The sequence below is a fragment of the Pseudomonas sp. OV546 genome (assembly GCF_900116845.1).
Lineage (GTDB): Bacteria > Pseudomonadota > Gammaproteobacteria > Pseudomonadales > Pseudomonadaceae > Aquipseudomonas > Aquipseudomonas petroselini.
Genome location: NZ_FPCE01000001.1, coordinates 165,681 through 177,679, shown reverse-complemented (window position 1 = coordinate 177,679; position 11,999 = coordinate 165,681). Strand labels below are relative to the sequence as shown.

Annotated in this window: 8 protein-coding genes; 3 read left to right on the top strand and 5 right to left on the bottom strand. The window is 59.4% G+C overall.

All coding sequences use genetic code 11. From position 1 onward, the window contains the following. Positions 1 to 68: 68 nt before the first annotated feature. The 4 genes from BM403_RS00915 to BM403_RS00900 form a co-directional block, all read right to left on the bottom strand. A complete protein-coding gene (locus BM403_RS00915; RefSeq protein WP_093541223.1) occupies positions 69 to 770 on the bottom strand; it encodes an MlaA family lipoprotein in 702 nt (233 codons plus the stop codon). 85 nt (positions 771 to 855) lie between these two features. Beyond that, positions 856 to 2,250 (bottom strand): efflux transporter outer membrane subunit, encoded by a 1,395-nt coding sequence (locus BM403_RS00910; RefSeq protein ID WP_093541221.1) that lies wholly within the window; start codon positions 2,248 to 2,250, stop codon positions 856 to 858. Next, the gene (locus tag BM403_RS00905; protein ID WP_093541219.1) at positions 2,247 to 5,381 is read right to left on the bottom strand and encodes an efflux RND transporter permease subunit; all 3,135 of its coding nucleotides are present in this window, start codon (positions 5,379 to 5,381) and stop codon (positions 2,247 to 2,249) included. The genes BM403_RS00910 and BM403_RS00905 overlap by 4 nt, the downstream gene beginning before the upstream one ends. Positions 5,382 to 5,383: 2 nt before the next feature. Further along, positions 5,384 to 6,568 (bottom strand): efflux RND transporter periplasmic adaptor subunit, encoded by a 1,185-nt coding sequence (locus BM403_RS00900; protein ID WP_093541217.1) that lies wholly within the window; start codon positions 6,566 to 6,568, stop codon positions 5,384 to 5,386. A 144-nt stretch (positions 6,569 to 6,712) separates the two neighbouring features. On the opposite strand from BM403_RS00900, the gene baeS reads away from it, so the two are divergent. After that, positions 6,713 to 8,098: a sensor histidine kinase efflux regulator BaeS gene (baeS, locus tag BM403_RS00895; RefSeq protein WP_093541215.1), complete on the top strand. Its 1,386-nt coding sequence runs from the start codon at positions 6,713 to 6,715 to the stop codon at positions 8,096 to 8,098. Positions 8,099 to 8,101: 3 nt separating this feature from the next. Beyond that, a complete protein-coding gene (locus BM403_RS00890; RefSeq protein ID WP_015884913.1) occupies positions 8,102 to 8,785 on the top strand; it encodes a response regulator in 684 nt (227 codons plus the stop codon). Positions 8,786 to 9,567: 782 nt separating this feature from the next. On the opposite strand, the gene BM403_RS00880 is transcribed toward BM403_RS00890, so the two are convergent. Then, positions 9,568 to 9,771 (bottom strand): hypothetical protein, encoded by a 204-nt coding sequence (locus BM403_RS00880; RefSeq protein WP_093541213.1) that lies wholly within the window; start codon positions 9,769 to 9,771, stop codon positions 9,568 to 9,570. A 599-nt stretch (positions 9,772 to 10,370) separates the two neighbouring features. Here BM403_RS00880 and BM403_RS00870 point away from each other — a divergent pair. Next, positions 10,371 to 11,996, top strand: a complete 1,626-nt coding sequence (locus BM403_RS00870) for a methyl-accepting chemotaxis protein (protein WP_043206296.1) — start codon at positions 10,371 to 10,373, stop codon at positions 11,994 to 11,996. Positions 11,997 to 11,999 lie beyond the last annotated feature (3 nt).

Below are 11,999 nucleotides of genomic sequence, written 5' to 3'. Positions count from 1 at the left end.
GCCGAGGCGTTGATGGGCGGCTGTGGCGAGCAGATCTCATGCCTGAACATGCTGCCGTCACGCGCCGGTCAAAAGTCATCCTTTGCGGTTGCGCCGTTGATCTTGAACGCTCGGCTTTGCAGATAGGCACTTCGAATAAACGTGTATTTATCGCCGGTCATGAGTTTCTCGGCTGTCAGGTATTGAGCCCGTCCGTCGATCACGCCCAGGCCGTACAAGCTATTACGCGTAGGCACGTCGCCGATGTAGCGAACCGGATTGGCGTAGGCGTCGGGAAGGATGGCTGGCGCATCGCGCAGTGTGCTTGGTCCCAGGAGCGGCAGCACCAGGTAAGGCCCGCTGTTGACTCCCCAGTAACCGAGGGTTTGACCGAAATCTTCGTCACTGCGCTGCAGCCCCATGGGGGTCGCGACGTCGATCAACCCCACCAAGCCAATCGTGCTGTTGAGCAAAAAGCGGCTTGTGTCGACGCCAGCACTGTGGAACTTCGCCTGGAGGACATCGTTAGCCAGGTTTTTGACCTCCCCCAGGTTGTTGAACACATTATGAATGCTGTCCTGGACAACACCGGGCGTGATGAATTGATAGCCCTGGGCGAGGGGTTTGAGTGCATAGGTATCCAGTGCGTCATTGAATGCGAAGATCGGCCGGTTGATACCTTCCCATGGGTCCGCGTCGGAATTCGCAAGGCACAGCGGTGACATAATGATGAAACAGGCGCAGCCCAGCACCTGCACGCAACCGCTTAAAGTGAAACGAAAAGCACACATGTTGATTCCCCGTTGAATGAACTAGCCGATTTGATCCGCGCAAGCCGTTCCATCGCTGCGGTGATGTGTGCGTGTGCCAGCGCCGTTAATTCCAACCGCCCCCCAGCACTTTGTATAACATGATGCGGTTACTCTGCTCGGTCAGGCGCAGAGTGATCAGGTCCTGTTGTGCGCTGTAGAGCGAGCGTTGCGCATCCAGGGCTTCGAGGTAGCTTTGCGAGCCGCTCCGATACAAAGCATCCGAGAGTTCGAAGCTTTTACGGCTGGCGTCGGTCAGCGCCTGTTGCGCGGCGATTCGGCGATCCAGGGTGCTGCGCACCGCCAGCGCGTCGGCCACTTCGCGGAATGCGGTCTGCAGGGTTTGCTGATAGGTCTGCACCTGAATCTCACGTTCGACTTTGGCCGAATCCAGGGTTGCGCGGTTACTGCCCCCGTCAAAAATCGGCACGCTGATGCTCGGGGCGAAGGTCCAGGCGCCGCTGCCGGACTTGAACAGGCCGGCCAATGCCGAGCTGGACGAGCCGGCGTTGGCGGTCAGGGTGATGCTCGGGTAAAACGCCGCACGGGCCGCGCCAATATCGATGTTGGCGGACTTGAGCGTATGCTCGGCCGAGAGCACGTCCGGGCGTTGTTGCAACAGGCTGGAGGGCAGCCCTGCCGGAATGTCCACCAGCACTGCCGACGACTCCAGGCGCGTACCCGGCAAGAGGGCCTCGGGCAGATCACTGCCCACCAGCAGGCGCAAGGCATTACGGTCCTGCAGGATCTGGCTCTCATAGGACGCTGTATCGCCCCGTGCCGATTCGACGGTGGTCTGGGCTTGCGCCACCGACAACGCGGAGGAGCCGCCCAAGGTGTAGCTGCGCTGGGTCAGGTCGTAGGTGGCCAACTGGCTGGTCAGGGTTTCCTGGGCCAGCAGCAGCCGTTCGTTGTCGGCGGCCAAGGTCAGCCAGGCGGTGGCAACTTCCGCCACCAGACTGATTTGCGTGCTGCGCCGGGTTTCCGTCAATGCCAGGTAGTCTTCCAGCGCCTCATCGCGGAGGTTGCGAACCCGGCCGAACACGTCCAGTTCATAGCTGCTCAGCCCCAACTGAGCGCTGTAATCGTGCGTGGTGACCGCCGTGCCGGTGTTGGACAACGACCCCGGCGTACGGCTATGGGTGCCGCTGACGCTCGCGTCGACAGTGGGAAACAGGTCGGCGCGCTTGATGCGGTACTGCGCCTGGGCCTTTTCCACATTCAGGCTGGCCAGGCGCAGGTCGCGGTTATTGGCCAGCGCCAAGGCCTGCAACTGCGCCAGGCGGCGGTCGGTAAAAAATTGCTGCCAATGGATATCAGCCCCCACTTGCCCTTTGGGCAGTTGGGCCGCCGGCAACCATTGCTCGGAGACGGGGGCCTCAGGGCGCTCATACTGCGGCGCCAGGTTGACGCAGCCAGCCAAGGCCATGGCAGCCAGCAGAGGCCAGTGTGACTTGATCATGCATCACCTGTCGGAGCAGATTGATTAGCGCTGCGCACGCGGCCGAAACGGCGGCGGACCAGCACGAAAAACAACGGTACAAAGAAGATCCCCAGCACCGTGGCGCTGAACATGCCGCCCAGTACCCCCGTACCAATGGCCTGGCGCCCGGCTGAGCCTGCACCGGTGCTCAAGGCCAGCGGCAATACGCCGAACATGAAGGCCAGGGAGGTCATCAGGATCGGCCGCAGGCGTTGGCGCACCGCGATCAGCGTCGCGTCGACCACGCTGTTGCCCTGCTCTTGCAAGTGCTTGGCAAACTCAACGATCAGGATCGCGTTTTTCGCGGCCAGGCCCACGGTGGTCAACAGCCCGACCTGGAAATACACATCGTTGCTCAGCCCGGCGACACGGGTCGCCAACACCGCACCGATGACCCCCAGGGGCACGACCAGGATCACCGAAAACGGCACCGACCAACTCTCGTAGAGCGCGGCCAGGCACAGGAATACAAACAACACGGAAATACCATAGAGCAGCGGCGCCTGGGACCCGGACAATCGCAGCTGATAGGACTGCCCGGTCCACTCGTAGCCGATACCCTGGGGCAATTGCCGGACGATGGCCTCCACTGCGTCCATCGCATCGCCGGAGCTGACCCCTGGCGCCGGATCGCCAACGATTTCCAGGGAGGCGTTACCGTTGTAGCGTTCCAGCAGCGGCGAGCCGTAACCCCAGGTGCTGTTGGCAAAGGACGAGAACGGCACCATTTCATTGTTACTGTTGCGCACAAACCAATGATCAAGATCCGCAGCCTGCATGCGCGAGGATGCCTGGCCCTGTACGTAGACCTTTTTCACCCGGCCCTGGTTGAGAAAGTCGTTTACATAAGTGCCGCCTAACGCCGTCGCCAAGGTGGTGTTGATATCGCTGGTACTCAGGCTCAGGGCCCCGGCCTTGCGGTCGTCAATGCTGACCTTGAGCTGCGGTGCATCGTCCAGGCCGTTGCTGCGCACGCCCAGCAAGCGAGGATCTTTCCTGGCCAGCTCAAGGAACTGTTCGCGGGCGGCCACTAACGCATCATGGCCCAGGCCACCGAGGTCCTTGAGTTGCAGGTCGAAGCCCGAGCTCTGGCCCAGGCCGCGCACGGTCGGCGGCTGCATGACGAACGCATCGGCATCGCCGATGCTGGACAGTGCCAGGGTCGCCCGCTGGGCAATGGCGGCTGCACCCTGACCAGAGCCACCGCGTTCGGACCAATCCTTGAGTCGGATAAACGCCCGTGCGGTGTTCTGGCTGTTACCGCCCATGCCCAAGCCGCTGATGCTGATCATCGCTTCGACCTCGGGCTGTTGCAGGATGTAGTCCTCGAACTGCTTGATCACCGCCTGTGTACGGCTATCCGTCGCGCCGACCGGCAACTGGATCTGCGCCAGCAGAATCCCTTGGTCCTCGTCCGGCAGAAATGAAGTGGGCAGGCTGACGTAGCCCACCGCCATGACCCCCAGCACCAGCCCATACAGCAGCAGGCTGCGCCCCCAGCGCCGCAACACCCCGCCCACCCAGCGCTCATAACCGGCGCTGGCACGCTCGAAGGTGCGGTTGAACCAACCGAAGAATCCACGCTGAGCACCATGCCCCTGGCCATTGCGGGCTTTGAGCAACGACGCGCACAGCGCGGGTGTCAGGGTCATCGCCACCAGTACTGAGAGGACCATGGCCGAGACGATGGTCACGGAGAACTGCCGATAGATGATCCCGGTGGAACCACCGAAAAACGCCATGGGGATAAATACCGCACTCAGCACCAGGGTGATCCCCACCAGTGCGCCACTGATTTCACGCATCGATTGACGGGTGGCCGCCACGGGCGAAAGCCCCTCGCCCATCAGCCGCTCCACGTTTTCCACCACCACGATGGCATCGTCCACAAGCAAGCCGATCGCCAGGACCATGGCAAACATGGTCAAGGTGTTGATCGAGTAGCCGAACAGCGCCAGCACGCCGAACGTGCCCAGCAGCACCACCGGCACGGTAATCGCCGGGATCAGCGTGGCGCGCAGGCTCTGCAGGAACAGGAACATGATCAACACCACCAGCACGATGGCCTCGCCCAAAGCCTTGACCACCTCTTCGATGGACAAGCTGACAAAGGGCGTGGTGTCGTAGGCGATCACGTTTTTCAGCTGCATTTGCGTCGGGTAGAAGGGCTCCATCTCCTTGAGCTTGGCCTTGACCGCCTTGCCGACGTTCAGTGCGTTGGCGCCGGCGGCCAATTGCACGCCCATCGCCGCCGCGGGCTTGCCATTGAGGGCGGTGCTGATGTCGTAGCTTTCACTGCCCAGTTCCAGGGTCGCGACATCGCCCAGCAGTACCACGGCACCGTCGCTGTTGGACTTGACCACTACCTCGCGAAACGCTTCGACAGTCTGCAGTTTGCTGCGGGCGCTGATCGTAGCGTTCAGTTGCTGCCCCTTGACCGCAGGCAAGCCGCCGAGCTGTCCAGCCGAGACTTCGGTGTTCTGCGCTTCCAGGGCGCTGCTGATGTCCGACGGCATCAACGCATACTTTTCCAGCAAGGCGGGGTCCAGCCAGATGCGCATGGCGTAGCCCGAGCCCAACGTCTGCACATCGCCGACGCCGTCTATCCGGCTGATGGAATCGAGCAAGGTGGTGGAAATGTAGTCACCTATCTGGGTGCCGGTGACGCTGGGGTCATCCGATGCCAGGGCGACAATCATCAAGAAGTCCGAGCCGCCCTTGGTCACGGTCAGGCCTTCGCTTTGTACCGACTGCGGCAGCCTCGACTCGGCCTGTTGCAGCTTGTTCTGCACCTGCATCTGGGCGACGTCCGGGTCAGTGCCGGCAGTAAAGGTCAAACTGATGCTGGCACTGCCTGCCGAACTGCTGGTGGCCGACATATAGGTCAGGTTATCCAGGCCTTTCATCTGCTGTTCGATGACCTGGGTCACCGAGTCTTCAACGGTCTTGGCCGAGGCCCCGGTGTAGGTGGCGGAAATCTTCACCGTGGGTGGCGCGATATCCGGGTATTGCTCCAACGGCAACTGGCTGATGGACAGACTGCCACCGAGCATGATCACGATGGCAATGACCCAAGCGAAAATCGGTCGATCAATAAAAAAGTGCGCCACGCTCAACCCTCCTTCGCGGGGGTGGGAGCTGTGGTGGCCTGAGCATTGGCGTCCTGCACTTGGACGGCGGCGCCGGCACGGACTTTTTGTCCGCCTTCGACAATCAATTGGTCACCCGCCTGCAGGCCTGCCGTGACCCACCACTGGTTCCCCACCGCCCGATCGATGGTCAGCTCACGTTGTTCGACCTTGCCGTCGACCACCAGCAACGCGGTGGTCACGCCACTGGCGCTGCGGTTCACGGCTTTTTGCGGAACCAGAATGGCCTGCTCGTTACGCGCCTGTTCAAGCACCGCGCGCACATACATGCCCGGTAGCAGCAGGTGCTCCGGGTTGGCGAACTCCGCACGCAGGGTGACCGTGCCTGTCCCCTCGTTGACACTGACACCACTGACCTTGAGCCGCCCCTGATGGTTGTAGGCGCTGCCATCGTCCAGCTTCAGGCTGACCCGTGCCTGGCCATCGCCGTTGGACTGCAACGCGCCGCTGGCCAGGTCACGCTTTAGCTTGAGCAATTCGGTGGTCGATTGGGTCACGTCCACATAGATCGGATCGAGTTGCTGCACGGTGGTCAAAGCACTGTCCTGATTGGCCACCACCAGCGCCCCCGGGGTCACGGTGGAGGTTTCGATGCGCCCGCTGACCGGTGAGACAATACGGGTGTAAGCCAGGTTGATCCGGGCGGTCTGGACTTCGGCCTCGGCGACCTGTACGTCGGCGGCGGCGGTCAGCAAGGTCGCCTGGGCGTCCTCGTTATCTTGCTGGCTGATGGCATTGATCTTTACCAGTTCGGCGTCGCGCCTGGCGGTGGTCTGCGCCGATTTAAGCGTGGCGCGGTACTTGGCCAGGCTCGCCTGGGCCTGTGCCAGCGCGGCGGTATAGGACGCCGCATCCAATTGGTACAAGGCTTGCCCAACCTCGACATCCGCGCCTTCGACAAACAGACGCCGCTGGACGATACCGCCGACCTGCGGACGAATCTGCGCCACCATGAAGGCCTGGGTGCGCCCCGCCAGCTCAGTGGTCAGCACTTGGCTTTGGGGTTTTATGCTGATCACCGAGACTTTGGGCGTGACCGCCTCGGGAGGTGGCTCGCCGCCGGAACAGCCGCCGAGCAGGGCAAGAACGATCAAGGACAGGAAAACCGCGGCGGTTACCAGGTATTTGGCGATTATTTTCGTGGACATAGCGGCCTCTGCGACACGGAATGGCTTGAGTCAGCGCCATCCTGCAAGGCAAATGTGCAGGAAAATTGAAGATTGCCCGGCCGGGTTGAATCTTTCCTTTACCAGGGCCTAAATGGTCCCACCTATTCTTAACGGCCCACCTGCATGAAGTTGAGTATCTCCACCAAACTGTTTATTGCGGTACTGGCCGGTGTGCTGTTGGTCATCCTGAGCATGGGCCTGGCGACGAGCTGGAGTTTTGGACGGGGCTTTCTCGGGTACCTCAATGAACAGGCACTGGACCGCATGGCGCCCGTGCTGCCACGCCTGGCCAATGCTTATGCGCGTGAGGGCAATTGGGAGTTCCTGCGTAACCAGCCGGATCGCTGGTTTGAAATCATGCGGCCCGAGCTCGGCGAGGATCCGGCGAAGAACGATTTGCGCACCCCCTTGGCCTCGGACCTGACGGGGGCCCTGTTCCGGATCGCCCTGCTGGATAACCATAAAAAGCGCGTGAACGGCTATCCGGATATCGGCGCCGACGCCCTCTTACGCCCGATTGTGGTGGCCGATGAAACCGTGGGCTGGCTGGCCGTGACGCCGTTCCAGAGCGTGACCGAAGCCGGCGGCGAACGGTTCCAGCAATACCAGTTACGCACCAGCCTGGTCATGGGCGCCTTCTCGCTGCTGCTGGCGATGCTGATTGCCTGGTGGATCGCCCGCACGCTACTGGAGCCAGTCAAGCGGGTCGCTGCGGCAACACATCGCCTGGCCAGCGGCGACTTCAGCAGCCGGGTGGCGGTGACCTCCAATGACGAAGTGGGCCAATTGGCCCGAGACTTCAACCAGCTCGCCTACACCCTGGAACGCAATGAGCAGATGCGCCGCGAATTCATGGCGGATGTGTCCCACGAACTGCGTACCCCGCTGTCGGTATTGCGCGGCGAGCTGGAAGCCATCGAGGATGGCGTACGCACCCTCGACCAAGGCTCGATGAAGTCCTTGCAGGGCGAAGTGAGCATGCTCAGCAAACTGGTGGATGACCTGTATGACCTGTCCCTGGCGGATGTCGGGGCGCTGACCTATCGCAAGAGCGCCTGCGCGCTGGAGCCGCTACTGCGCGCCAGTGTGTCGATGTTCGAGGAGCGCATGAACGCGCGCCATCTACGCATCGAACTGGATTTGCCAGCGCCGCCCGTGGAACTCTTGGCCGATGCCGGCCGCTTGCAGCAACTGTTCTCCAATCTGCTGGAAAATGCTGTGCGCTACACCGACCCGAATGGGCTCGTACGCATACGCGCCGTCCTGGATCGCGCTGACGTGTGCATCGACATCCTCGACTCTGGCCCTGGTGTCTCGACCGAGCAACTGCCGCGCCTGTTCGAGCGCTTCTATCGCGGCGAATCATCGCGCAACCGTGCCAGTGGCGGGGCCGGCCTGGGGCTCGCGATCTGCCACAGCATCGCCCTCGCCCACGGCGGCAGCCTCAGCGCGGCTCACTCCCCTCTCGGCGGCCTTTGGCTGAGCCTGCGCCTGCCCAGGAATACCTGACCCATGAGCGAAGAAAGCCCGATCCTGATCGTTGAAGACGAACCGAAACTGGCCGCATTGTTGCAGGATTACTTGGTCGCAGCGGGGTACCCGACCCTGTGCCTGGACAACGGCCTGCAGGTGGTACCGACCGTGCGCGCCCAGCCCCCTCGCCTGATTTTGCTCGACCTGATGCTGCCTGGGCGCGACGGTATGCAAGTTTGCCAGGACCTGCGCGGTTTCAGCGCCGTGCCGATCATCATGATCACCGCCCGCGTCGAAGAAGTGGACCGTCTGCTGGGCCTGGACTTGGGCGCCGACGACTACATCTGCAAGCCCTTCAGCCCCCGCGAGGTGGTTGCCAGGGTCAAGGCCATCCTGCGCCGTGGCCCCCAACTGCTGAGCAGTACCCCAGCGCGACTGCTGATCGACGAAACGCAGTACCGCGCATCACTCGACGGCGTCGCTTTAGACCTGACGCCTTTGGAGCTGCGACTGCTGAGCACTTTTGCACGTTCCGCCGGCCGGGTATTTTCCCGCGACCAACTGCTCGACAAGCTCTACTCCGACCACCGCGTGGTCACCGACCGCACGGTGGACAGTCATATCCGCAACCTGCGGCGCAAGCTGGAGCAGGCGTGTCCAGGGGAAACGCCCATCGAGTCCTTGTATGGGGTGGGCTATCGGTTTCAGTTGTCCGGCGCCTGAAGACCCGCTGGGCGCCGGTCGCCGAACAAAACGACATGAGTCTATTGAGTGGCCCTAGGTAGAACGGCCCTCGTTACGATTTTGTTGTTTTTTAACGCCTTTCCCGTTCCTTCGCTCATGTTGGTGGTGAATGAACCAGGCGACCAAAAGTAGACCTGCCACACCAAAAATGAACAACAACAGCTCTATTGCGGGACCTTCGTGTGAAAACATGTTTCGTTCCTCGTCCTGAAGTATCGCGCCTCAAAAACCAGCGCCTCCGAAATTATTCGTAACAATCCATACATTTTCAGAGTAATCGCCAAAACCAGAGGTGACAACCCTAAAAGCCTCATAACCCTTGATCCAGACACGTCACTCGTCGAAAAACCGCGAACGCACAACATAGGCTGACGCCGTAGACAACCCCTCACCGCTCCACACTGAGCAATGACGGCCAGAGATTGCGCCAGCCGTGAACCGCCGGCACTTTTTCAACTGCGGCATGTCAACTTCACATCAATGCCGAGTGATAGCTCATCATGCACAGCTGGAAGAAAATGTCGTTGACTGAGGGTTTAGAGCGGAGCCTGCCCGGGCATCAGGTAGATTGCATCCTGGTGAATGGCTGGACTGCGACCATACTGGTGCGACAGCCCGACCATGACGCTATGTTCTGCACGACAGGTATCAATCTTGCCACGCTTGCAGATGCCCCAAGCATTCAGAAGCTTGCTGATGAACTTGTGTTTGAGATCGATATGTCGAAGGGAGGGAGAGCGGGCTAGCTCTCCCCTACACATTTATTCTGCGGTACTTACGAGAAATTCGCCCGCTCTGCGAACAAGCCTCCTCCACTCCCTCTCATTGATGAGGCCGGTGCTCTCCATATCGTCGGCCCTCCTCAGCAATTTGAAATATTTATCCTCAATATCCTGTTCGTCTACCGCATGGGCGTAGATATCTGCCCAGGCTTTTACCGCAGAACGCCGCGCTGATGGTTGCATTTGAGCACCTGATTATGTCCGCGGAAATAGAGCGGTGCCCAGCAAAAATCGTTCATCCGTGCGGCAGTCGATCCGACCAGTGGTGGCATGTAGCCATGGTTGATTCTTATTCCCTGGAGTGCCGGGACATGGAACTCTTCCCGATATCACCACGCCCCAGGCGACGAGCACCTGCAAGCGCGCCGCTTGATGATCAGCATGCGCCAGGCGGTATCCCATCCTTGTTGAAATCCTTCAGGCGCTCGCGCTCTTTCTCAGTCGAATGCGCCGGGGTTTCTTGCTCGGGCTCGTTGTTCTTTTCTTCAGTCATCAGGATGTCCTCTGGGTGGTAGTTGTTTCGGCAGCTGCCGGAATCAGCAGTTCAAACCAATACCACTCCACCTTACACAGTGCTCGAAAAGCGCCGCCCCAATTGATTAGCGCGCAATCATTTGGCGCACCTATTACCTCAATACATTTTTTTGCATTCTTCGTTTCAAGCACAGCCCGCAAGCTGCAACTGGAAATCACTGTGCTGCATGTAAAGGCCGCCTTTGTTCGTGATCAACGAAATGACGTGGGAATGCCACGCCACTAAAACCCGGCCCTCGGAGGCCTATATGAAATTAAGATCCTTGAGTATCGCGCGAAGAGCTTTTGTCTGCTTTGGCCTAATTACATGCCTGCTCATGAGCTTGGCAGGCTTCTCTTATCTGCAAATTGATCGGCTACGCGCTGCAGAACAGGGCATCGAGCTAAACTCCCTCCCCAGTATCCAGGTCATTGACGATATCCAAATCGCCCTCCTTCACGCCCGTCTTGAAAGTATTCGCATGCTCTCAAGCACCACCCGCGATGTGCATGATTTCTCGCTGGCAAAGGTCCAAGAAGCAATACAGACACTTCAGTCGAAGACTGATTATTATCGCGCGCACCTGATGTCTGGGGAGCAAGACGAAATCCAGTTCGCAAAAGCCAATGAGGCTATGACTGCCTATATCGACGGCCTCAGAAAAGTCATTGCAATGGATTCATCCGACCATGATCAAGCGGTTATTTTTGCCAATACTGACCAAGCGCAAAGAGCCACCGTCTATCAAGAGCAACTGACACTTCTGCGCGAGCAAAATGCACGCCAGGCCGTGGCGTCTGGTGTGGACGCTACCAACGTATACAACCATAGCGTCCAAGTGTTGGTAGCGGTGCTGATCGTGGCGTTTATCTTAACCATCGTACTGGCTGTTTTGTTCACTAACAGCATCGTCAGCCCCATCAGCTCATCCCTTAAGTTGGCGGAGGATATCGCTGCGGGCGACCTTACCCATGATCTTGAAGTAACAGGTTCAGATGAAGCTTCGCGCTTGATGCATGCACTCAATCTGATGCAGAAAAACTTACGACACACCATTTTAGAAATCTCAGGAGCATCGTCCCAGCTGAGTACCGCTGCCGTTGAAATGACCTCGATTACTGAAAGTGCTGATCGCACACTTCAGCAGCAGAACAGCGAAATAGAGCAAGCCGCCACCGCGGTCACTGAAATGAGTGCCGCGGTCGAAGAGGTTGCCCGGAACGCCAACTCCACCTCTGAAGCCGCAATGCAGTCGAGCATCGCCGCAGACCTCGGCAATCAAAAAGTCACTGAAACATTAACGGCGATGCGCGGGTTGACGGGCTTGGTTGAAGTGTCATCGGATCAGGTGAAAGAACTGGCAGCCCAAGCTCAAGACATTAGCAAAGTCCTAAGTGTGATAAGGGCAATTGCTGAGCAAACCAACCTGCTTGCCTTGAATGCCGCCATTGAAGCGGCTCGTGCAGGAGAACAGGGTCGCGGTTTTGCAGTAGTCGCAGATGAAGTTCGAGCGCTGGCACACCGAACACAAACATCGACGCAAGAAATTGAACAGATGATATCCACGATTCAAACAGGCTCTTCTGCCGCGGTCGAATCCATGCAAAAGAGCACGTCCGAGGTCTATAGCACGCGAGACACTGCAGAACATGCAGGCCAGTCACTGCGCCAAATTATCGATTCGGTGCTTGAAATTAACGACCGTAATATCCAGATTGCAACCGCCTCAGAGGAGCAAGCTCACGTGGCGCGGGATGTTGATCGCAGCCTGATAAGCATCCGCGACCTTGCAGTACAGAGCAGTGAAGGCACTCGCCAAACACTGACCGCGAGCAACGAACTTTCTCGCCTGGCCGTCAACTTAAACGATTTGGTTCTTAGATTCAGAACCTAGGAA

Coding starts and splice junctions, on each gene's coding strand:
- BM403_RS00915 (WP_093541223.1), bottom strand. CDS start 770: ATGTGTGCTTTTCGTTTCACTTTAAGCGGTTGCGTGCAGGTGCTGGGC.
- BM403_RS00910 (WP_093541221.1), bottom strand. CDS start 2,250: ATGATCAAGTCACACTGGCCTCTGCTGGCTGCCATGGCCTTGGCTGGC.
- BM403_RS00900 (WP_093541217.1), bottom strand. CDS start 6,568: ATGTCCACGAAAATAATCGCCAAATACCTGGTAACCGCCGCGGTTTTC.
- baeS (WP_093541215.1), top strand. CDS start 6,713: ATGAAGTTGAGTATCTCCACCAAACTGTTTATTGCGGTACTGGCCGGT.
- BM403_RS00890 (WP_015884913.1), top strand. CDS start 8,102: ATGAGCGAAGAAAGCCCGATCCTGATCGTTGAAGACGAACCGAAACTG.
- BM403_RS00880 (WP_093541213.1), bottom strand. CDS start 9,771: ATGCAACCATCAGCGCGGCGTTCTGCGGTAAAAGCCTGGGCAGATATC.
- BM403_RS00870 (WP_043206296.1), top strand. CDS start 10,371: ATGAAATTAAGATCCTTGAGTATCGCGCGAAGAGCTTTTGTCTGCTTT.